Below are 21,470 nucleotides of genomic sequence, written 5' to 3'. Positions count from 1 at the left end.
ATGGAGCACGCGAGCGCAACATGAATCCCGAGCAGATCCGCCATCTCCGGAGGACCCTGGACCTCACGCAACAGCAGTTCGCAGATCTGCTGGGCGTCTCGTTCGTCACCCTGAATCGGTGGGAGAACGGGCAGTCCAAGCCCTCCGCGATGGGGTTGGCCAAGTTGCGGGAGCTTGCGGGTCGGTCAGGTGGTCATTCAGCGGGGCCGGGGAAGCTCAGCAAGAGTGCGACACCTCCTGACACGGACGATGCGACGCCCCGACTCGATTTCCTGGGGGACGCGAACGCGCTGCGCGTGCTTGTTGAAGGCGAGCGGCTGTCCTACGGACATCTGTTCAACCCGGCATTCGCGACCGAGATCAGCGAAATCGACCCGCTGCCGCACCAGCGGATCGCGGTCTACCAACGCATGCTGCCCCAGCACCGTCTGCGCTTCCTGTTGGCCGATGACGCCGGCGCCGGCAAGACGATCATGACCGGGCTCTACGTCCGCGAGAGTCTGTCACGCAGGACGATCCGCCGCGTCATGGTGGTGGCGCCAGCCGGTCTGGTGGGCAACTGGTACCGCGAACTGCGTAAGCTGTTCCAGTTGCCGTTCAAGATCGTGACCGGCAACGATGCCAAAGACGGCAATCCGTTCGTCGGGGCTGGCAGCGAGCTCGTTGTGGTCAGCATTGACAGCCTCCGCGCACCGCGCCTGTTCAACGCGCTGCGCGACCCTCAAGTCGTGCCCTATGACTTGGTGGTGTTCGACGAGGCGCACAAGCTCTCGGCGAACCGCGACTTGGATGGGACGTTCAGGGCGACCGACCGGTATCGGCTGGCCGAGGCCATCGCCGGGGTACGCGAACTACCCGAGGAGTGGCGCATGCCGTGGGCGGCCCACCACCTGCTGCTGCTCACCGCCACGCCCCACATGGGCAAGGAGTACCCGTATTACTGCCTGTGGCGGCTGCTGGAGCCGGAGCTGTTCAGTACCGAGACCGCCTTCGCCAAGTTTCCGCGCGAGTCGCGCGAGCGCTACTTCATCCGTCGGGTCAAGGAGGAGATGGTCGACCTCCGTGGCAAGCCGCTCTATCCCGAGCGCCTTTGCGACACAGTGAGCTACGACCTCACCAAAGGCCAGATTAGCGAGCAGGCGCTTTACGACCGCACCACCGCGTACATCCGCCATTACTACAACCAGGCGCGGCTGTTGAACCGCCAGGCCGCGCGGTTCGCCATGACGGTGTTCCAGCGGCGCATGGCCAGCAGCACCTGGGCGCTGCTCTGCTCCTTCCGCAACCGCCTGGCAAAGCTCGACGCGCTGATCGATGACATCCAATCTGGTCGAGTGCCTGAGGAAGAGCTGCGTAGCCAGCAGGAGCGCTTGAACCGCAAGGTCCGCGAGGGGCGGCTGGTGGACGTGCTGGCCGCGAAGACCGCCGATGAGGAAACCGAATCGGCAGGCGTCGAAGAGCACGAGGAGAGCGAGGCGGAGGCGCTGGGCGCCTTCATCGCCACCAGCCTCGCGGAGCTCATCGACGAGCGCAACCAGGTGCAGGAGCTGATCGCACTCGCCGAGGCCGTTCACGTGAGCGGCCAAGAGTCGAAGTTCGAACGGATGGCGGAACTGCTGCGCTCGCCGCAGTATCGTGACCAGAAGGTCATCATCTACACCGAGCACCGCGACACACTTGAGTTTCTCGTTCGGCGCCTCGAAGGCATGGGCTACGCCGACCAGGTGGCCTACATCCACGGCGGTCTGGGTTTCGAGGAGCGCGACGCTCAGGTCGAGCGCTTCCGGCGACCTCATGACGCCGATGGCAAAGGAGCCCGCTTCTTCATCGGCACCGACGCGGCAGCCGAGGGCATCAACCTGCAGTTCTGCTGGATCCTGATCAACTACGACGTGCCCTGGAACCCGGCGCGGCTGGAACAGCGCATGGGGCGGATTCACCGCTATGGCCAGAAGCGAGACCGCGTTGCCATCATCAACCTCGTTGCGGGCAAGACGCGAGAAGGACGGGTCATCAAGACTCTGCTGGACAAGCTGGAGGAAATCCGCAAGCAGCTCGGTTCGGACAAGGTGTTCGATGTGGTCGGCCGCATCTTCGAGGGTATGGCCATCACCGAGTACATCCAGCGGGCCATCGAGTCGGATGACGAGGCGGACAAGAAGGCGCTCGAACTCGCCGGCCAGCTCACGCCGGAGCAGATCAAGGCCATCGAGGCCCGCGAGGCATCCCTCTACGGCAAGGGCGGCGACGTCCGCATCGACCTGCCCCAACTGCGCGAGGCCATGGCCATCGAGGAGATGCGCCGCCTTTTGCCGGGGTACGTCCGCCGGTATCTCGAGCACGCCGCGCCGGTCATTGGCATCGACCTTGTCGGCGATCTCGATGGTGCCTTCTTCATCCGGCCGCGCAAGCGGGGGGTGCTCGACAGCCTCCTCCCGGTGCTCGAGACCTACCCAGAGTCGGCGCGCAACCGGTTTACCGTCTACCGTCCTGACGATGGGCGCGATGCCATTTTTCTGCATCCGGGTGAGCCCGTCTTCGAGCGTCTCTCGGCCATAGCCATTGAGCGCGCCCGTCACGATGCCTTGCGTGGCGCCATCTTCACCGACGTCAGTGCCACCGCACCCTACCTGTTCCATGTCGCCCGCGTCAGCGTGGAGCGCGGCGTGGATCCCGGCTTGCCCGCGTTTCTCCAGCCTGAGGTCATCGAACAACGCCTCGTCGGCCTCAAGCAATACGCCGATGGCCGGCTGATCGAGACGCCCGTTGAGCACCTACTGCTCCTCAAACCCACCGACAAACCCAGTCCTGGCAGCGTGGTGTTTCTCGCCCAAAGCGACACGTGGCGGCTGGCCGCGCAGGAACACATCCAGCGCGAGGTCGTCGGCCAGCTGGCTGAGCTACAGCGCATGAAAGCGACCCAGCGCCTCGCGGAGACCCAGGAGTATCTGCAACGGGCGTTCGACTACCAGGAGTCGGAGCTGGCCGCCGCGCGCAAGCGCTTCACCGAGAAGGCCCGTGACGGCAACCGGGCAGCGGCAGCCGAGCTGGAGCGGATCAAGGCGCAACAGAGAAGTCTCGCGCAGCGCCGTGAGCAGGCCTTGCTTCAAGCGCGCCGCGAGGTGGACCTGATCCAGCCTGGCCGCGTGGAAATCCTGGCCTCCGCGCTGGTGCAGCCCTCTACCGATCCCGAAGACATCAAGGCGCGCGACGCCGAGGTCGAGCGGATCGCCATGGAAGTGGCGATCGCCTTTGAATCGGCGCAGGGCGCGGACGTGCGCGACGTGTCAACGCCCGACAAAGCCCGTCTGGCCGGGCTCACGGACTACCCAGGCTTTGACCTGCTGTCCAAACGGACTGGCGAGGAGCGTGGCATCGAAGTCAAAGGGCGTGTAGGCGTCGGCGAGATCGAGCTGACCGAGAACGAATGGGCACGCGCCTGCATCCTGCGTGAACGCTACTGGCTGTACGCCGTGTTCGATTGCGGTGGCGCCCAGCCCCGCCTGCTGCGAGTGCAGGACCCCTTTGCCAAGCTGATCGCCAAGGCGCGTGGCAGCGTGGTGATCGGATACAGCGACATCGTTCGCAGCGCGTCGGAGTAAGGAGCAAGCATGGCAATTCCCGAAAGCCAATTGGAAACCTGGTCGCATCAGGGTGCAGTGACGTCCGCATCCGCGATCTACCAGCGAATCCGAGATGCGTTGCAAGCTGATACCACGCTGTCGGTCCGGAACTTCGACGTGTTCCTTCAGGGCTCATACCGCAACAGTACGAACATCCGTGGCGACAGCGACGTGGATGTGGTGGTCAGGCTCAACGAGACCTACATGCCTGACTACAGCCTATTGGATGTTTACACCAAAGGCATCGTTGAAGGGCATAGCAGCCCGGCGACGTATACGCTTGCCGATTTCAGGCGCGACGTCTCCAGCGCCATCCGGCGTGCCTTCCCGAATCACAACATCACCGAAGGCGGGAAGAGCATCAAGATTCCGAGGACGACCAACAACATTCCGGCCGATGTCGTTCCCTGCTTGGAGTATCGGCTGTATTACAAGACTCAATCAGGTGCAGTTGACCACGCGTCTGGGATCTGGCTGAGGGATGTTCAACGTAATCACGAGGTCACCAGTTTTCCGACTCAGTCTTATGAGAACGGGGTGGCCAAGCACGGCAGAACGAGCAACTGGTACAAGCCGACCGTCCGCATCTTCAAGAACGCCCGCGGTTGGATGGAAGACAACGGCCTGATCCGGAGCGGGACGGCATCGTCCCATGCCATCGAGTGCCTGCTCTACAACGTGCCCGACCAACAGTTCGGCAGCAGATGCGGGAGCACCTTCGTCAACGTCGTGAACTGGCTGAGTAGCGCGGACCTCACGAACTTCGTCTGCCAGAACGGCATCCAGCGCCTGTTCAGTGACGGACGGTGGACCGAGGCAAACGCCCGCGCCTTCATTGCTGGTTTGATCCAGATGTGGAACCAGTGGAGATAGCCGATGCACGGGTACGCATCTGACAACCCTTTCCGAGGACCGAAGGTGTATTTCGCCTTCGGCGCTCTGGCCATTGGTGCGGCTAGTCTTCTGCGTGAGCTGGCCATGCTGCCACCTGTGACTGGGTATATCGATGCAGCCGCGCTCTCAGCAGGCGCGATCTACGGCGGGATGGTGTTTATGTATGAGCGCTGGGGCTGGCGCTGGCTGTCCACGTTGAAAAATCTCAACGGCACTTGGGTCGGGACCATTGCCACCTCGCACAACGGCGGAACCAGTGTGCCTTGCGTCATGCGCGTGCGCCAGACGTGGACGCGCATGGCCATCGATCTCGAGACCGAGCAATCTCGCTCCCACACGACGATGGCGGCGCTCTACGAAGAGCAGCCGGGAGATATCGGGCTGAAGTATGAGTACGTGTGCGAGCCGAGAAACCTCGCCGCACCGACGATGCAAACACATCGTGGCGTCTGCACGCTGGCGATCGCGACGGGACCGAATGAGCCGCGGCTGAGCGGTGACTACTTTACCGGCCGCGGGCGAGAAACCCGCGGCGAAATCACGTTGACGCGCGTAGCGAAGAATATGCTGGACTTCGATGCGGCGTTGAAGAAGGGAAAACAATGAACGACAAACGCCTGATTGAGGTCGCTTTCCCGCTCAAGCAGACCTCCATTGACTCGGTGCACGAGAAGAATGTGCGCCATGGCCACATCTCCACGCTGCACATCTGGCCCGCGCGCCGGCCTCTGGCCGCTTGCCGCGCGGCGCTGATCGCCACGCTGCTGCCCGACCCAGGGGACAAGGAAAAGCGCGACGAGCTGCTCAAGCGCCTGGGCGGTGTACTGAAGAAGACCACCAAGAAGAAGAAGATGCCCAATGGCCGGATCGAGGAGATCGAAGCCTGGGAAACCGAAGGCGGCGTGCTGCGCTGGGGTCGGGAAACGAGTCCGGACATGGAGTGGTTCCGGCAGGAAATCCGCAAGGCCTATGGCGACCGCGCGCCCCGGGTGCTGGACCCGTTTGCCGGCGGCGGGGCCATTCCGCTGGAGGCGATGCGGCTCGGCTGCGAGGTGACCGCCATCGACATCAACCCAGTGGCCTGGTTCATCCTCAAGTGCACCTTGGAGTATCCGCAGAAGCTCGCTGGACAGAGGCGCCGGCTGCCGGATTTTGCGCTCCAAGATGTGGCCTTTCTCACCGAGTACTTCAAGGCTCGCGGCCTCAAGGTCAAGGATGCAGAGCGGCGTGCCCGACAGATCGCGGGTCAGGTGCAAACCGCCCGCAACGAGAATAAGGACTTGTTTGGCCTGCCTGACATCGAGGCTGATGAACTGAACGCCGATCTGGCTTGGCACGTGCGTGCTTGGGGCCGTTGGGTGCTCAAGCACGCGCGCAAGGATCTAGCGCGCTTTTACCCGACCTATGCGGAGTATTGCAGCCTCAAGCCCTATCGACGGGTGGAGCTCGATACCGACGAGCCCCTGAAGCTGGTTCCGGTCAACGACGATGGCGAGCCGCAAATCGAGGTGCTCAACGCCGGTTTCGATCCCGCCTACTTGGAAAACCCCGCCAACCCGCGCTGGGTGGCCAAGCCCACGGTGGCCTACCTGTGGGCCCGGACGGTTACGTGCAAGGCATGCCGTGCTGAAGTCCCACTCCTGAAAACGCGCTGGCTGGCCAAGAAGGACAGCAAGCGCGTGCTGCTCACGATGCGGCCGCGCGAAGACAAGACCGGTGTTGTGTTCGGCATCGACCCCAACGTCCCCGCCAAAGGCGGCAACGCGGCGCAAAAGCGCGAGTACGACAAGAAGCTGGGTGCTGGCACCATGAGTCGTTCTGGGGCCACTTGCCCTTGCTGCGGAACGATCATGACCATGGAGGACTTGCGCCTTGAGGGCCGTGCTGGCCGCCTCGGAGCTGTAATGACCTCGGTCGTCACCGAGAGTCCCCAAACAAAGGAGTTTCGCCTTCCGACGCTTGAAGAGTTGACCTTGGCCAGCCAGGCGGCGTCAGAGCTTGATCGGCTGTATGCAGACGTTCCATTTGGACTACCAACAGAGCCAACCCCAGTTGGCGGGGGTGGCGCATCACGCGCCTTTTCGGTCGATGGTTACGGAATTGATCAGTGGCAGAAGCTCTTTCTGCCGCGTCAGTTGTACGGCCTTGGTCGCATATTGCTCTCGACGCGGGAGGCTTATGCCCAGGCCGCTAAGCACTACCCAGCGGAGTGGGCGGAAGCACTGATTGCGTATCTAGCGGCCGGCTTCTCGCGCCTGCTCGATTTCGCGAACATGGGCACGCTGTGGAAGCTTGACGCTTCGACAATCAACCACTCGTTTGTTCGATTTGCGCTAGCTATCTCGTGGGACTGCGCTGAGAGTCAATTGCTAGGCGATAGCGCTGGCAGTTACTTGATCTGCTGCGATCGTATCGCGACCGCGCTTGACTCATTCGCCGCCTGGGGCCGTCAATTGAACGGAACGGCCAACGCAGTGAACGGCTCGGCGACAAAGGCTCGCGACGCTGGCTTTGACGTTGTTGTCACAGACCCTCCGTATTACGACGCAATCCCCTACTCCGACCTGATGGACTTCTTCTACGTCTGGCTGCGTAGAACACTTGTCGGCATCAATGAAGAGTACCACCGCGTTTTCGCGCAGCCGCTCGCTCCGAAGTGGGACCACGATGCGAACGACGGCGAGCTGATCGATGACGCGTCGCGATTCAAGGGCGACAAGGAAGCGTCGAAGAGGAACTATGAGAAGGGCATGGCTCGGGCCTTCGAGGCGTGCCACGCCGAGCTGGTACCTAACGGACGGCTCGTCATAGTCTTCGCCCACAAACAGCCAGATGCTTGGGAGACGCTGGTCACCGCAATCATCAGGGCCGGCTTCGTTGTTGATGGCAGTTGGCCAATCCAGACCGAACAGGCGTCTCGGATGCGGGCTATCGACTCCGCAGCGCTGGCTTCGTCCGTCTGGCTGGTCTGCAAGAAGCGCGACCCGCTCGCACGCGCCGGTTGGGACACCCAGGTGCTCAAAGAGATGGAGTCGAGCATCACCACCCGGCTGCGCGACTTCTGGGATGCCGGCATTCGCGGCCCGGACTTCATCTGGGCTGCCACCGGGCCGGCGCTGGAGGCCTACAGCCGCTACCCGGCGGTGAAAAAGGCGTCCGAGCCAGGAAGCCTCATGACGGTGAGCGAGTTTCTCGGCCACGTACGCCGCATCGTGGTGGATTTCGTCGTCGGCCGTGTGCTCTCGCATGGCCAATCGGAGCCCACGCCCGGCGATCATCCGCTCGACGACGTGACCACCTATTACCTGCTGCATCGCAATGACTTCGGCCTCAAGGAAGCGCCGGCTGGCCCGTGCATCCTCTACGCCGTGTCTTGTGGCCTCTCGGAGCGTGAGTTGGTCGACCAGTACGAGCTGCTGGCAAAGAGCGGTGGTGGATCGCAAGCCGAGGACGAGGATCCATCGGAAGACGACGAAGAAGGCGATGCCGAGGAGGCCACATCGATCGGCATCGGCGGTGGTGGCAAGTACAAGCTCAAGGACTGGCGCGCCCGCAAGCACCGCTCGCTGGGTGTGGAGACCGCGAGCGGACGCGCGATTCCGCTGATCGACCAGGTGCACAAGCTGATGCAGCTGTGGGTGGCCGGCGATGTCGTCAAAGTCAACGACTACCTAGACAGCCGCGCGCTGCGCCGTAGCCAGGTCTTTGCGCAGCTGATCCAAGCCTTGATCGAGAAGAGCCGCGCTGAAGGCTGCACGGACGAGTGCTCGATCCTGGAGCGCTTGCAGAACTATCTGCGCTCTGTAGGCAGCACCGCGCAAGCGCCGCTTGGGCTTGAGTAAAGAGAATCAGGATCAGGAGAACAACGATGGCCAAAACCACCACCAAGCCCTGGCACCAGGTCGTGCAGCTGCGCGACGACATCACCAATCAGGAACTGTCGCAAAAGCAGTTTGCGGCAGACCTGTACGACGTGGTGATGGGGCGCAACCCGGGCGTCTACCACGATGCGAAGGAGTTCTTCGCGCTCACGTACCCCACGGTCAAGCTGCGAGACCTTGCGCGTGACGTCACCCACCGCCTGGCGGGCAAGTCCGAGAAGGCCGTGCGCCAGTTGCACATGACCTTCGGCGGCGGCAAGACCCACTCCTTGATCACGCTGGTGCACTTGGTGCGCGATCCTGCGAGCCTGCCTGACATTCCAGCGGTGCAGCAATTCAAGGCGCACTGCGCACTCGAAGGCGGACTGCCAAAGGCGCGCGTGGCGTCGGTGGTGTTCGACCGCCTGGACGCCGAAAAAGGCATGGAGGTTATGGCGCCCGACGGAAGCCTGGCAACGGTCAAGATGCCCTGGAGCGCGATCGCCTGGCAGCTGGCGGGTAGCGAAGGCATGAAGCTCTTGAAGGATGACGGCACGGAGCGCACCACCCCGCCGGCCACCGGCGTGATGGAGGATCTCCTCAAGCTCGCTTGCAAGCACGGCGATGGCGTGCTGATCCTGTTTGACGAGGTGCTGTGGTTCGTGCGCGTGATGGCCGATACCGATCCGAAGTGGATCGGTCGCATGCGGGAGTTCATGCACAGCCTGACGCAGGCGGTAGCCAAGGTGCCGCAATGCTGTTTGGTGGCCTCATTGCTGGCGTCCGACCCCGGCAAGATGGACGAACTCGGCAAACAGATCAGCAAGGAACTCTACGACGAGTTCAAGCGCGTGGCTGACGAGGGTATCCAGCCGGTCGAAAGCCAGGACGTGCCGGAGATTCTGCGGCGCCGTCTCTTGAAGCTCGAAAGCTACACCGATCGTTCTCTTTGGGGCGCGCAGGTGGTCGCGGCGCTGAATGGCATTCAGGCCATCGATGACTACACAGCCAAGAACCGCGCCGCGGAGGAAAAGCGCTACGCCGACGCGTACCCCTTTCACCCGGCACTGATCGAAACCCTCTACCAGAAATGGACCCAGCTGGAAGGCTTTCAGCAGACGCGCGGCATTCTCAAGACGCTCGCCTCTGCCTTGCGCGACGCGGTCAAGTGGGACCAGCAGCCGCTGATCGGCCCGCAGATCTTCCTGGTCGACCCGCACTCGGACGGCTTGAGCGTAGCCGCACGTGAGTTGGCGAGCGTTGCGCAGCTTGAGCAGTACGAAGGTCGCCGGCAGAACTGGACGGCCATCCTGGAGGCCGAGCTCGCCCATGCGCGCAAGGCGCAGGAAGGTCTGCTCGGTGTCCAGCACCGAGAGATCGAGCAAGCGGTGATGGCGACGTTCCTCCACTCTCAGCCCATTGGCCAGCGCGCAACCACGCGCGAGCTGAAGGTTTTGATTGGCGTGGGATCCCCGGACCGCATCGAGCTGGACAAGGGGCTGGGGCGTTGGTCAGACGCCTCTTGGTATCTCGATGACACGTTCACCGGCGACCGTGAAGGCGGGTTGCCCAAGGTGTGGCGCCTGGGCTCCAAGCCGAATCTGAAGCAGATGCATCACGACGCGCGCCAGAACGTAAGTTCGACGGCCGTGGAAGAAGTCCTGGAGGCCGAAATCGCCAAGGCAAAACAGCTCACTGAAGGTGCTCGCACGCTGGGCGCTAAAGTCCACGTGCTGCCAGCGCGTCCAGCCGACATCGAAGACGACGAAGACTTCCACTATGCCGTGCTCGGCCCCAAGGCCGCGTGCAATGGCAAGCCGAGCGCCGAGGCCAGGCGCTTCATTGACGAGACGACGGGGCCGGACAAGCCGCGTGCGCGCAACCGCAATGCCGTCGTTCTGGCGGTGCCGTCCAAAGATGGCATTGAGGTGGCCCGTGAAAAGGTGCGTGACCTGCTGGGCTGGGAGAAAGTGCGCGAGATGCTCAAGGAGCGCAGCGACATCGACACCGCAGCGACGACGCGCCTGGAAGGCAATATTCGCGCGGCCCGTGGGGAGATGGGGTCGCAGATCGTCATGGCCTACTGCATCGCCGTCACGGTCAACGACAGCAACGAAGTGGCTGCCTACCGCATCAATGTCGATAACGAACCCTTGTTCCCCAAGATGGTGGCGGACAAGCGGCTGCGCATCGAGAGCACGGCAGTCAATTCCGAGGCGCTGCTGCCTGGCGGACCGTTCGATTTGTGGGCGGATGGTGACAAGGCGCGCTTCGTGAAGGATCTGGTCGGCGCTTTTGCGGCTACGGCCAAGTTGCCCAAGATGCTGAACCGCCGCGCCATCCTGGAAACCCTCCTGGCGGGCTGCGAGGCGGGAGAGTTCGTACTGCGGGTGACGCGCGCCGACAAATCGACGCGCACTTTCTGGATGTCCCGCCCGGACGAGAACGCCGTCAACGACTCCAGCCTTGAGGTGGTGCTGTCAGATGCGGCCGTACTGTCCGAGCTGGATCCGCAACTGCTGGCCCCTGGGCGGCTGCCGGGCCTTTGGAACAGGGAGCCTCTCACCCTGGCGGATCTTACGGCCTACTTCTCCGGTAAGCACTTCGTCGAGGTCGACAAGGGCGGTTACACCGAAAACCTGCTGATCCCCGAGGCGACTCAGCAGGCCATCCTTGACGCCGTCACCGGGGCGGTCAAGAGCGGCCGGATCTGGTTGCTGAACGGGACGGTCAGCGTGCTGGGTGAAGACGTTCCTGCAGGGTTCATCAATGAGGCGGCTCAGCTGTTCTCGCCGCCACCGCTGCTTTCAGCCGTTGATGTGCTGCCTGCGCAGCTGCCCACGGCGTGGCAAAGCGATGCGACCAACGCCCATCTCATTCATGCAGCGCTCTCGTCGAAGGGTGGCAAGGTGCTGCCATGGACGCGCGTTGCTGCGGCACTCGATGAAGCCTTCCGGCTGGGACTGATCGAGCGGTCCCTTGACTCGGGCCCCTGGCCCTGCGATCTGGGCGGTGCGGCGGCGGTCAAGATCGTGGCGCGCAAGAGCGAGGCCAAGGAGCCGGCTCCGCCAAAGCACTACGGGTCGAAAACCGCGACTGCGGAGCTTCAGACGCACGAGGTTCAGGACCTTGCTGACCACATAGACGCATTGCGCGAAGCGACGGCCGGGCATCCGCTGCGCATCCGCGTGACCGTGGAGATCGGTGATGGCAGCCCAGTTGATCAATCCGTTGTCGACCGGGTCAACGCGGTGTTGGCCGAGGTCAAGGCGGGATGGAAGGCTGAATAAGGACAAGGCATCGCGGCATATGCGCTTCATTGCTGGCCCCCTCAACAAGCAATTGCTACAGAACTTGCTCGGCGAGGTTATCGAACCCTGCACGCGTGTTCGTGCAGCGGTTGCCTACGCCAACCGCGACAACATGCAGTTGTTCGAAGCTTGCGCGCGGCACCTGAAGCCGCTGGAGTTCTACGGACGTTACGACCATACGGTTCCTGTCGACCCCGCCGTGTTGAAGTGGTTCCTGGACAAGGCCAGCCCCAACTATCACTGCAAACTGGTGCCTGACATCCTCCACTCCAAGGTCATCTGGTGGGTGGACGCGGGGGCCTACATCGGGTCAGCCAATCTGTCGGACAGGGCTTGGATTTCAAACATCGAAGCCGGCGTCTTTCTGCCACACGACGAGCTCGCCGAAACGGGCATGGAACGCGAGCTGCTGCACTTCTTCGAGGAGGTGGACGACAGATCTGTTCCACTCAGAGAAGAGATTTACCTGGAGCAGCGGCAGCTCGCTGATCGACGACTGCAGCTTTCGAAACAGGACTATGAACTGGAACAGCAGTTCGACAAGAAGCGCTTGCTAGACAAGAATCGCGGTCTCGTGTTCGTTGAGAAGAAGCGGTCAACGGAGAAGCGCTTCCGGAAGTTCGAGCAGGAGTGGAACGATACCCTGCAGCTGATGCGTTCCATTGCAGCCCGTGTATCTGCTCCGGGCGTGAAGCCAGGCTGGATCGATGACTCTGTGCCCCCCGGGGTGCAGGCGGACCAGTTCCTTCACGCGTATTACTACAAGCAGGTCAAGGACGGAAACCGCCATCCTTACGAGGAGTTCTTCGCACGGAACTCGAGGAACCCCGAACTGGCGCTGCGGGAGGCCTTGGAATGGTGGCATGCCGCCGAATTCGATCACTCTTTCGAAGAGCGTACGATTTACGAGTGGTCGCCGCGACTTCGTGAGCTGCTCGCGCGCGAACGCATTCTGAATTTGACTGAGGAAGAGTTCGTTGACGCTATATCTCGGGTGCACGCGATCCGAGACCACGCGATCAAACAGGAGAACGAGCACTTGGGTTTGCCTGACAAACCTCAGGCGGGTGATGACAAGGTGCAGAAGTTCGGCGAGTGGCTGTGGAAGCAACGCTCGCGCGAAGGCAAGACGATGCTCGATCTGCTGAACTACGTTGTGTGGGGAAGTGGCCATGTGGCAGAGCGCATTTGGAATGCCATTCGCAGTGACGACTGGGCAATCCCTCATATCGGTCTGAGCAGTCTTGGCGAGATCGTCGGCTGGGCCAGGCCTGACGAGTATCCGCCGAGGAACATGCGTACGAGTAAGGGACTGCGAGCGCTTGGGTACAACGTCAAGATTGGGATGTGATGCCCCTGCAGCCAGCAGGCCCAAGACCGTAGATCGACCGACACCGTAAGAGCAGGTCCAGATCGAAGAACCAGAGGGGACGAGGTGATCATCAATGGGAAAGTTGATCGAAGGTGACGACGGGATGCCGGCTGAGGAGGTGGGCAGCTGGGCCAAAGAGAAGCATGACTACCTTTGCCGGTACATCGATATCTCCCGCGCTGCGCGAGCAAAGTACATCGGTGATCGAAAGGGGGGCACTAAAAACGGGGGCGCTACGTATATCGACCTCTTCTGCGGGCCAGGCAGGTGCCAGGTCAGGGAGACTGGGGAGTGGATTGACGGTGGCGTTGTTGCCGCGTGGAAGAAAAGCTGTGAAGGCGGAGCACCCTTCACGCAGATCTACATTGCCGACCTCGATGCACAACGGCGGCGGGCGGCCGCCGAACGACTGCGACGGTTGAATGCACCGGTCATTGAAATTGATGGGGCTGCCGCGCAAGCTGTGAAAGAAATCGTCACGCAGCCTAACACCACCCATGCTCTGAATCTGGCTTTCCTTGATCCGTTTGACCTGGCCAACCTGAGCTTCGACATCATCGTCGCGTTAGCCAGCCTGAAGCGAATCGACATGCTGATTCACGTCAGTCAAATGGACTTGCAGCGGAATGCGGTTTCCTACGCGATTGCCGATGAATCTGCCTTCGATTCCTTTGCGCCGGGATGGCGGGACAAGGTGGCCCGAGGCCAATCGCAGCAAGCATTGCGGCAGCAGGTCCTCCAGTATTGGCGAGGAAAGGTCGCAGACCTCGGGGTGTGGCCATCCACCGAGATGAGGCTGCTCAAGGGCGGGAAGAATCAGCCTCTATATTGGTTGTTGCTAGCAGCGAAACACGAGCTCGCACACAAGTTCTGGGCAACCGCGTCCAATGTGGAAGGCCAGGGTAAGTTCGACTTCTAAGGAAGGTCTGAACAACTCCGCCCGATTGCGCGACAATGCCTCACCGTGATCGGGGTGAGTGCGATGCAGCTGTCGTTCGGTGATGCCGAGGGTCTGGGGAGCTGCAAGCGCACGCGGCGCGAGGTGTTTTTGGCGGAGATGGAGCAGGTGGTGTGGCAGGCGCTGCTGGGTCTGATCGAGCCGCACTACCCGAAGATGGGCCGTCCCGGTCGCCAGCCCTATCCGTTGGCGACGATGCTGCGCATCCACTTCCTGCAGCAGTGGTATGCGCTCAGCGACCCGGCGATGGAAGAAGCCTTGTACGACACGCCGGTGATGCGCCGCTTCGCGCAGTTGGGCGGGCTTGCCGACATCCCGGACGAGACGACGATCCTCAACTTCCGCCGGCTGTTGGAGACGCACGGGCTGGCCGAGAAGCTCTTCGAGCAGGTCAACGCCCATCTTCAGCGCAAGGGCCTGAGCCTGCGCAGTGGCACGATCGTGGATGCCACGATCATCAGTGCGCCGAGCTCGACCAAGAACAAGGCGGGCGAGCGCGATCCGGCGATGCACCAGACCAAGAAGGGCAACCAGTGGTTCTTCGGGATGAAGGCGCACATCGGCGTGGATGACGCGTCCGGTCTGGTGCACCACGTGGAATGCACGGCGGCGAACGTGGCCGACGTGACGCAGGTGTACAAGCTGCTGCACGGCCGGGAAGACACGGTGTGCGGCGACAGCGGCTACACGGGTGCCGAGAAGCGCGAGGAGCTGCAGGACGTGGACGCCGGATTCCTGATCGCGGAGAAGCCGTCGAAGCTGCGTGCGATGAAGAACGAGCGCGAGCGGCGCTACGCCGAGCGGTGGGAGCGCTACAAGGCCAGTCTGCGGGCGAAGGTGGAGCACCCGTTCCGGGTGATCAAGCGGCAGTTCGGCTACACGAAGGTGCGCTACCGCGGCCTGGCGAAGAACGCGGCGCAGGTGCTGACGCTGTTCGCGCTGTCGAACCTGTGGATGGCGCGCCGGCGTTTGTTGCCGACGACGGGAGCAGTGCGTCCGTAAGGCGGGGAAACCCGCCAAAAACCGCCCTGCACGGGCGAAATCCGGCTCGAAAGCGACGCCAGGCCGGCGCCACGATGCCGCAATCCGGGCGGCAGAGCGGGTTGTTCAGACCTTCCCTAAGCGCAAGTCATCGCTTCCGGGTACTCGTCCCACGTGCGGCCCCGGAAGATGCGGCCGTTCGCCTTCTTGTGGCGCTTGACACCGTCGGCACCCCAGCCGCCCCATTGCTTGAAAAAGAATGCCGCACCAGCGGCCTCGGCCTGGGCCTGTAGGTTCGCCACCCATTCTTCTCGCATTGGCCGGGCTTTGTGCCCGGACTCGCCACCGACGATGACCCAGTGAATGTCGCGCAGGTCAATCCGCCCGAGGTCTTCCAGCAGCGGCTCGACGGACAAGAATCGAATATGCGCATCTACCTTGCGCAGGTGTGCGATGCGCGGAACGCCGTACTTCTTGTCTTCGACCGACACTCCAAGCCAAACATTTCTCGGGCAGGCACGGCGAGCAAAGTACTCCGGTAACCGTTCCGCGCGCTTGGTGAGGATCTGGTACGTGTGGTGAGGGGTGCGCTCGATGATCGAGAACACACGATCCAGGAAGGCGTCCGGAACGGCCTCGTGGAACAGATCGCTCATGCTGTTGACGAAGTACGTTGTCGGCTTTTTGCGCAGCAGTGGCTGTTCGAGCCGGCTCTCATGCAACGTGAGCTTGAACCCGTTCTCGTAGCCGGGCGCGCCCATGGCGTGGAGCCTGCGCGCCATCACTTCCGCGTAGCAGTTCTTGCACCCCGGTGAAACCTTGGTGCAACCGGTGGTCGGGTTCCACGTCTGCTCAGTCCACTCGATGGTCGATTGAGTCGCCACGTCAGCCTCCAGTGATCATTGAGGCGCAGCACGCGTAACGCGAGTCTGCGCGTGTTCGGACACAAAGGCATCCACCAACCGAGATAGCGCCAAGCGCGCCTGCCGCAGGTCGGGGTCCGCCAGGGCGGCGCGAATGCGTTCTGCCAGTTGGTCGGCGGTGGGGGCGTCTTCCGCCTTTGCCGCATGCACCAGCTGCATGCATTGCTCGATCACTCGGATCGGCGGGCTTGCCTTCCCGCTCTCGTAGCGGCTCACGGAGGACTGTTTCACGCCCAGGAAGGCAGCGAACTCCTTCTGGCTGCGCCCGTTGCGAGCAGCTCTGACCAGTTCTCCAACGCTGGTGATCGCCATTGCCTTAGCCGTTGATGCGTTAAGAGCATAATCTATCATGCCAATGCACGTAGTGCATACACGGCCATGCTCCCGGATCTGTTACCCGTGCACGAGAAGACGCGCCTCGGCTTCCCGTCGAGCAACAAGTCCTGGCAACACCCTCCCACCGCCGTACACCCACCGGCGAAGTTCAGCGGCGGCGGCTGACCAATCCCGCTGGTTGACCCGACGGCGTAGGGTCGACGTTTGCAGACGGCCCGCTCCCAAGTTGAAGGCGAAGTCGGTTATCGCGATCAGCCTCCCCTCCGACTCCGCGGCCAGCACAGGGCAGTAGCGCAGCGTGGCGGCGAGCGCCACCCTCAGATCCTGGGCGAGGTAGGCCTCGGCCTCGACCTCCGTGATCGGCGGGTGCTTCGGATCGCACAGATGCCCGTAGCCGATCGTCGGATAGCCGGCCGGGCAGATGTACGGATAGGCCCGGTTGGGATCGTGCTTTGGAACGCGGTGAAAGCCTTCGAAGCGCTTGGCCAGATCGATAGCCGCTTGCGGAACCGCGATCACGGCCGCACCCGGTCAAACACGCGACCAAGGAACCAGAAGTTCAGCACCCCGGCCCACAGGGCCTGGTCGGCCTCGGTCCAGGCGTGCAGGACCGCGGCGCCCCAGTCGCTGCCGCCGTTGATGGCAGCCACGAACGCCGCCGTCTTGGCCGCGCAATACAGCGCCATGAACCAGTAGGTGATCACCGGGCGCACGCTGACCGACAGCGCATCGGCCCATCGGACCCGGGACCGCTGACCTTGGGCAGCGATCGACTCCCGCAGGGCCTCGATGGCGCCGGTGTTCCACGCGGCATCGGCCCCGGCACCGATCTCGGCCATGCGCTGGGCGCCGCGCAGCTTCTCGAACTCAAGCGCCTTGTCCTGCATCGCCAGTTCGTGGCTGCGCTCGCCCTTGCGGTCCAGCCACTTCAGGATCTCCGGTGCCAGACGGAAGGCTCCGCCCAGGAGGCCGCCGAGCAGGGTCTCGATCATTGGCCACCTCCGAACACCTTGAGCTTGATGACGGCGCCCGCGACCAGCGCCAGGAGGAAGCCAGTGGTGACGAGCCGGATCACGGTCTGCCAGGCGGTGTGCTTGGCGGCGTTGAAGGCTTCGAGCAGGCCGCGCAGCTCGCGGATGTCGTGGGCGGCGTCCTCGCCGTCGAGGCCGACGTCGGCCAAGGCGCGCCTCGCGCCGCGCTCGGCCGCGCGTGCGAGCAGCTCCTCGAACTCGTCGCGCGGCATGACGACCATGCCGTCTTGCAGAGTGGGTGGGCTCATTGCTGGTCTCCAGAAACGAAGAACCCGCCGGGCGGCGGGTTCGGTGGATGCAGTAAAGAGAATGCGATCAGACGGCGATGCCGGGGCTCCAGCCGGTCGCTTTGTAGACGGAGAGCACGCCCTCGTCCTCGACGAAGCAGGTCCAGCCGATCTTGGGGGCGTGGTACTCCCATGCACCGGCGATGCGCACCGCGATCTGGTCGGTGCGACCAGCCCAGGCGCCGGTGGCGGTTGCCGGGACGATGTAGCGATCGCCGTCCACGGGTGTCGCGGGTGGGGTGGCGAGATCGCGGTCCTTGACCGACAGGCCCACCACGGCGCCGAGCCGCTTCAGGTTGGCGTCCATGCCGCCGTTCCAATTGTGTTCGCCCTGGGCCCAGCCGTAGGCGAGGCCGAGGTTCGGGTCATTCAAGGCCATCAGACACCTCCGTAGTAGTCGCCGTAACGCAGGCCGTAGCCGGTACGGTCGAATTCGATGACGTGTTTCTGCCAGGACACGTGGCCGTCGCGGCTCGCCTCGATCTCCACCTTGACGTGCGCGTTGACGCGCCCGAGGCCGGAGTCGGCGAGCTCCTGCGCCAGCGGCCAGGTGGTACCGTTACCCGTGATGCCGCTCACCGTGCGCGCGAGCTGCCCATTCTCGTTGTAGAAGCGCACGGTTGTGGTCTGGCCCGCCTCCGGCGTGATCGCCCCCTCGGTCTGCAGGACGAGGTAGGCGGTCTGGGACTGGCGGTTGCGCGTGGCCCAGCTTACGTTGATCTCGCCGGCCACGACCGTCGGATAGCGCTTGCCGTTGATCTGGGCGTTGCCGGGGCAGTACGGACGGATGAAGCGCTTGTCGAGTGGCAGGCTCATCTCCGTTGCCGCCGCCTCGGGCAGCGTGCCGCGTGCCGTGCGGGTGAGGAACTTCACGCGCACCGTCTCGCCGGCGACGTACTCGGGCGTGAGGTAGTGGCGGAAGCCGTCGACGAACCAGATGCGGCTGCCTGCGGGGTGGCTCGCCGGCACCGTATCGAGCATCCCGCGCTCCAAGGTGACGGTCTGGGTCGCGAGGTTGAGCGACACCACCTTGAGCCATTCGCCGTCGATCACCGTGAGTCCTCCGGCAGTCACCTCCTCGAGGTCGATGCCGGAGGTCAGCCCCACGCTCACCTGCGCGGCCGACTGCGGCAGCATTGCGGTGAGAACCGCCGTGGGCGTGAAGATGCCGAAGCCCTTCTCGGTGAAACTGCCGCTGACGCGGGCCAGTGCCTTGAAGCCGAAGGCGTCCGACGAGGGGCGCGAACCGCAGGCTGCCACCAGGCCGTCGAGATCGTCGATGTCGCCGAGCAGGCTCTGGGACTCGCCGGTGAAGTCCTTGACCACCGACCAGTACGGCACCTCGAACAGGGTCTGGTGGGGGCACGGCGCCGGCAGGCTGGTCGGCTCCGTCCAGCCCGAGGGGGGCGGCGCCGAATAGACCGACTGCGGCAGGCCGAAGATGTCCTGCACGCACTCCACTCGCACCGCCCCGTTCGCCAGCTCCCCATAGGCGATGCGCGCGACGCGCATCACCATCTGGTCGATGCCGTAGGGCGGCCAGGAGAGCTTCACCACGTCGCCGATGTTGAGGCCGGAGGCCTGGCGGTTGGCGACGAAGGTGCATTTGGCGAGGGGGCTTACGAGTTGCTTCAACTCGCGCATGGCCACCCGGTTGGCCAGCTCCGCTCGGCTGATGCCGGGGTAGTTGACCGTGGTCGCCACCACGCCGCCGTTGAGCTGCACGGCGGCGATGTCCTGCACCGTGACGCTGCCGTCCTTGTCCGTGGCGCCGTCGCGGTAGACGACGGTCACCTGGTTGGTGATCTCGCCCCAGGAGGGCCGCGTGAACTCCTCGATGCGCAGGATGTTGCCCGGATCGAAGGTCGGCAGGCTGGAGAGCGTGTAATCGTCGCGCGCGAGCTTGAGGGTGAAGAGCCCGGTGCGCGGATGGACGTAGAGCAGCCCGTCCACGTGCCGGAGCACCGACAGGATGAAGTCCTCGATGGTCTCTTCCTTGTTCCACAGCAGCGACAGCCCGAAGCCCTCGGCATGGAGCGCGTCGGCGGCCGCCATGAAGCTGGCATCGTCGATGTCACTCGTCGGGTAACCCATGCCCCACTCGCCGTTGGTGAGGCACTCGCGCACGATGTGGGCCGGGTTGGCGTCGCCGGAGATCTCGGCCTTGGCCGCGTACCACTGCCTCGGCACCCGCTTGGCGCGCACCGACCATGGCTTGATGTAGGGGTTCATGGCCGCCACCCACACCCGGCGCAGGATCAGCGACACCACGCCGCGGAAGGCCGGGATGTCGGCGCCGAGGCGCTCCTGCAGGTAGGCGTTCCGTCCCTGGGTCGGCCCGCCCATCAGGATGTCCACCGGCCCCTGCACGCCGCCCTCGCGCTCCTCCCCGCCGAAGAGATTGGGGTTGTCGATGGTGATCGTGGTGTTGCCGGTGACGTTGCCCGACCAGGCGACGCGCTCGCCCACCCGGATCTCGGTGATGGCGTCCAGCGGGCCGTGGCACAGGGCGAGGTGGGCGCCGAGGCCGTACCAATAGCCGACCGTGTACTCCTGACTGCCTTTGCCGCCGCCGCTCATCCTGCCTGCTCCTTCTGTGCGCTTCGCGCATCCCTCGCTGCGCTCGGGACCAGCACTTCGTGCTGTCCTGCGGCCCTTTGGGCCTTGTCGGCTTCCTCGGCGACGCGGATCGCCATCGCGTCACCCGTGGCGCGCAGCCAATCGGCCGGGACCCCTCGCTCCACGAACTCGGCCCAGGTGTGGCTGCGCCCCTCGAACCAGCGACGCATGCCGCGGGCGCAGTAGCCCAGGGCACGGGCATGTTCCAGCCGCGCCATCACGCTCACTTCTTGCCCCCGGAGGACTTGCGGATCGGCCGCACCTGCACGTCGCCGTACCAGACCACGTTGGGCCCGGAGATCACCCGCGTACCGAACAGCACCGGGATGGGGGCGTCATGGGAGGCGATGGGCACGTCCTTGTCGCCGATCTGGCCGGGCTGGGCGTCCTGCACCTTGGGGCGCGGCGCGAGCAGCGCCGACAGTACCGTGGTGACGACCCAAATGATGATCTGCTGCCACATAGGAAAGCCTCACACGATGGCGTCGCCGGTGAAGGGGTTCTTCACCGGGATGAAGGGGAAGCCGCCGAAGTTGTCCAGGTTGCCGAACCTGTCCTTGCAATGCGCCATGGTGTGGTCGCAGCCGGCATAGAGCTGGACCGCATCGCCCGCCGTGAGGCCGACCATGGGAGCGACCAGGGTGAGGTCGATCCCGGCGTGACCGACGATCATGCGCGCGCCGGCGGTGGTGGCGAGCATGCCGCCCACGAAGTAGCCGTCCGGCCGGCTGGCGGCGGCGGCGACCTGGACGGTCACGCCGCTCACCGCCGCTACGGTGCCGTCCACGCGGAAGCTGTCCTTCAGCGCGCCGCATCCGCTGGAGTACAGCACGTGGCGGCACAGCAGCTGGTAGCGGGCGCGCAAGCCCGGCCGCTTCAGGCTCGAGGCGATGGGCTCGCACTTGAGGGTGGCCTCACTGCCTGCCAGCCGCGCGCCGGTGATCCGCCCCTTCCAGTAGGTGATGAACTCGGCGTCGCCGACATGGCGCCGGTAGAGGGTAACGCTCACGACACCCTCGGGCGGGGCGGCGAGAAACAGACTCGCCACGGCCAGGTCGCGCGGCATGCGGATCTCCAGCCCCAGCCGCGCGAGCTCGTTGCTCTGCTCGAGGCCGCCGCGCGAGATCGTCGCAGGCATGTAGGTCTCGGACTGGTAGTCCACCGCCGCCTGCCCCGAGGTGTAGAGCCAGCGCTGCGCGCCCTGGGAGAAGCGGTAGAGCTCCTGCGGTTGTCCGCCGTGGGCGGACTGTTCGATGCCCAGATAGCTCATGGTCT

At 63.9% G+C, this 21,470-nt stretch carries 18 protein-coding genes; 8 read left to right on the top strand and 10 right to left on the bottom strand.

The window, feature by feature from the left end; translation table 11 throughout:
- The first annotated feature begins 20 nt into the window (after nt 1–20).
- The 8 genes from Z164_RS0119115 to Z164_RS0119080 all read left to right on the top strand — a co-directional run bounded on the left by Z164_RS0119115 (nt 21) and on the right by Z164_RS0119080 (nt 15,020).
- Nucleotides 21–3,602, top strand: a complete 3,582-nt coding sequence (locus tag Z164_RS0119115; protein WP_024892245.1) for a helicase-related protein — start codon at nt 21–23, stop codon at nt 3,600–3,602.
- Nucleotides 3,603–3,611: 9 nt separating this feature from the next.
- On the top strand, nt 3,612–4,496 hold the full coding sequence (locus Z164_RS0119110) for a nucleotidyltransferase domain-containing protein (RefSeq protein ID WP_024892244.1): 885 nt from the start codon (nt 3,612–3,614) through the stop codon (nt 4,494–4,496).
- Between the two features lie 45 nt (nt 4,497–4,541).
- On the top strand, nt 4,542–5,123 hold the full coding sequence (locus tag Z164_RS0119105; RefSeq protein WP_024892243.1) for a Cap15 family cyclic dinucleotide receptor domain-containing protein: 582 nt from the start codon (nt 4,542–4,544) through the stop codon (nt 5,121–5,123).
- Nucleotides 5,120–8,359, top strand: a complete 3,240-nt coding sequence (locus Z164_RS0119100; protein WP_024892242.1) for a DUF1156 domain-containing protein — start codon at nt 5,120–5,122, stop codon at nt 8,357–8,359. Before Z164_RS0119105 ends, Z164_RS0119100 begins: the two co-directional genes overlap by 4 nt.
- Nucleotides 8,360–8,385: 26 nt before the next feature.
- Entirely contained in the window at nt 8,386–11,667 is a 3,282-nt protein-coding gene (locus Z164_RS0119095; protein WP_024892241.1) for a DUF499 domain-containing protein, read from the top strand.
- 19 nt (nt 11,668–11,686) lie between these two features.
- Entirely contained in the window at nt 11,687–13,039 is a 1,353-nt protein-coding gene (locus Z164_RS23740; protein WP_024892240.1) for a phospholipase D family protein, read from the top strand.
- Between the two features lie 94 nt (nt 13,040–13,133).
- Nucleotides 13,134–13,979, top strand: a complete 846-nt coding sequence (locus tag Z164_RS0119085) for a three-Cys-motif partner protein TcmP (RefSeq protein ID WP_024892239.1) — start codon at nt 13,134–13,136, stop codon at nt 13,977–13,979.
- Between the two features lie 63 nt (nt 13,980–14,042).
- On the top strand, nt 14,043–15,020 hold the full coding sequence (locus tag Z164_RS0119080) for an IS5 family transposase (RefSeq protein ID WP_024892238.1): 978 nt from the start codon (nt 14,043–14,045) through the stop codon (nt 15,018–15,020).
- Nucleotides 15,021–15,136: 116 nt separating this feature from the next.
- Here the strand turns inward: Z164_RS0119080 and Z164_RS21050 are convergent, their stop codons facing one another.
- The 10 genes from Z164_RS21050 to Z164_RS0119030 form a co-directional block, all read right to left on the bottom strand.
- Nucleotides 15,137–15,883 (bottom strand): DUF5131 family protein, encoded by a 747-nt coding sequence (locus Z164_RS21050; RefSeq protein ID WP_043691018.1) that lies wholly within the window; start codon nt 15,881–15,883, stop codon nt 15,137–15,139.
- Between the two features lie 15 nt (nt 15,884–15,898).
- Nucleotides 15,899–16,234 (bottom strand): helix-turn-helix domain-containing protein, encoded by a 336-nt coding sequence (locus Z164_RS0119070; RefSeq protein ID WP_024892236.1) that lies wholly within the window; start codon nt 16,232–16,234, stop codon nt 15,899–15,901.
- Nucleotides 16,235–16,315: 81 nt separating this feature from the next.
- Complete coding sequence (locus Z164_RS0119065; RefSeq protein WP_024892235.1) at nt 16,316–16,777, bottom strand: lysozyme; 462 nt, start codon at nt 16,775–16,777, stop codon at nt 16,316–16,318.
- The gene (locus Z164_RS0119060) at nt 16,774–17,250 is read right to left on the bottom strand and encodes a hypothetical protein (protein ID WP_024892234.1); all 477 of its coding nucleotides are present in this window, start codon (nt 17,248–17,250) and stop codon (nt 16,774–16,776) included. The genes Z164_RS0119065 and Z164_RS0119060 overlap by 4 nt, the downstream gene beginning before the upstream one ends.
- On the bottom strand, nt 17,247–17,537 hold the full coding sequence (locus Z164_RS0119055) for a DUF6127 family protein (protein ID WP_024892233.1): 291 nt from the start codon (nt 17,535–17,537) through the stop codon (nt 17,247–17,249). The genes Z164_RS0119060 and Z164_RS0119055 overlap by 4 nt, the downstream gene beginning before the upstream one ends.
- Before the next feature lie 67 nt (nt 17,538–17,604).
- On the bottom strand, nt 17,605–17,955 hold the full coding sequence (locus tag Z164_RS0119050) for a DUF2793 domain-containing protein (RefSeq protein ID WP_024892232.1): 351 nt from the start codon (nt 17,953–17,955) through the stop codon (nt 17,605–17,607).
- A complete protein-coding gene (locus Z164_RS0119045; RefSeq protein WP_024892231.1) occupies nt 17,955–20,156 on the bottom strand; it encodes a phage tail protein in 2,202 nt (733 codons plus the stop codon). The genes Z164_RS0119050 and Z164_RS0119045 overlap by 1 nt, the downstream gene beginning before the upstream one ends.
- Nucleotides 20,153–20,413 carry a hypothetical protein gene (locus Z164_RS0119040; protein ID WP_024892230.1) on the bottom strand — a complete coding sequence of 87 codons (261 nt, stop codon included), beginning with the start codon at nt 20,411–20,413 and terminating at the stop codon, nt 20,153–20,155. Before Z164_RS0119040 ends, Z164_RS0119045 begins: the two co-directional genes overlap by 4 nt.
- Before the next feature lie 5 nt (nt 20,414–20,418).
- Nucleotides 20,419–20,658 carry a hypothetical protein gene (locus Z164_RS0119035; protein ID WP_024892229.1) on the bottom strand — a complete coding sequence of 80 codons (240 nt, stop codon included), beginning with the start codon at nt 20,656–20,658 and terminating at the stop codon, nt 20,419–20,421.
- A 9-nt stretch (nt 20,659–20,667) separates the two neighbouring features.
- A complete protein-coding gene (locus Z164_RS0119030; protein WP_024892228.1) occupies nt 20,668–21,465 on the bottom strand; it encodes a DUF2163 domain-containing protein in 798 nt (265 codons plus the stop codon).
- Nucleotides 21,466–21,470 lie beyond the last annotated feature (5 nt).

Source organism: Luteimonas huabeiensis HB2, from assembly GCF_000559025.1.
Lineage (GTDB): Bacteria > Pseudomonadota > Gammaproteobacteria > Xanthomonadales > Xanthomonadaceae > Luteimonas > Luteimonas huabeiensis.
The sequence above is the reverse complement of the archived record's forward strand: the minus strand, read 5'-3'. Positions and strand labels throughout refer to the sequence as shown.

Coding starts and splice junctions, on each gene's coding strand:
- Z164_RS0119050 (WP_024892232.1), bottom strand. CDS start 17,955: ATGGCCTTGAATGACCCGAACCTCGGCCTCGCCTACGGCTGGGCCCAG.
- Z164_RS0119035 (WP_024892229.1), bottom strand. CDS start 20,658: ATGTGGCAGCAGATCATCATTTGGGTCGTCACCACGGTACTGTCGGCG.
- Z164_RS0119085 (WP_024892239.1), top strand. CDS start 13,134: ATGGGAAAGTTGATCGAAGGTGACGACGGGATGCCGGCTGAGGAGGTG.
- Z164_RS0119100 (WP_024892242.1), top strand. CDS start 5,120: ATGAACGACAAACGCCTGATTGAGGTCGCTTTCCCGCTCAAGCAGACC.
- Z164_RS0119055 (WP_024892233.1), bottom strand. CDS start 17,537: ATGAGCCCACCCACTCTGCAAGACGGCATGGTCGTCATGCCGCGCGAC.
- Z164_RS0119110 (WP_024892244.1), top strand. CDS start 3,612: ATGGCAATTCCCGAAAGCCAATTGGAAACCTGGTCGCATCAGGGTGCA.
- Z164_RS0119070 (WP_024892236.1), bottom strand. CDS start 16,234: ATGGCGATCACCAGCGTTGGAGAACTGGTCAGAGCTGCTCGCAACGGG.
- Z164_RS0119115 (WP_024892245.1), top strand. CDS start 21: ATGAATCCCGAGCAGATCCGCCATCTCCGGAGGACCCTGGACCTCACG.
- Z164_RS0119095 (WP_024892241.1), top strand. CDS start 8,386: ATGGCCAAAACCACCACCAAGCCCTGGCACCAGGTCGTGCAGCTGCGC.
- Z164_RS0119045 (WP_024892231.1), bottom strand. CDS start 20,156: ATGAGCGGCGGCGGCAAAGGCAGTCAGGAGTACACGGTCGGCTATTGG.
- Z164_RS23740 (WP_024892240.1), top strand. CDS start 11,687: ATGCGCTTCATTGCTGGCCCCCTCAACAAGCAATTGCTACAGAACTTG.
- Z164_RS0119060 (WP_024892234.1), bottom strand. CDS start 17,250: ATGATCGAGACCCTGCTCGGCGGCCTCCTGGGCGGAGCCTTCCGTCTG.
- Z164_RS0119030 (WP_024892228.1), bottom strand. CDS start 21,465: ATGAGCTATCTGGGCATCGAACAGTCCGCCCACGGCGGACAACCGCAG.
- Z164_RS0119080 (WP_024892238.1), top strand. CDS start 14,043: ATGCAGCTGTCGTTCGGTGATGCCGAGGGTCTGGGGAGCTGCAAGCGC.
- Z164_RS0119040 (WP_024892230.1), bottom strand. CDS start 20,413: ATGGCGCGGCTGGAACATGCCCGTGCCCTGGGCTACTGCGCCCGCGGC.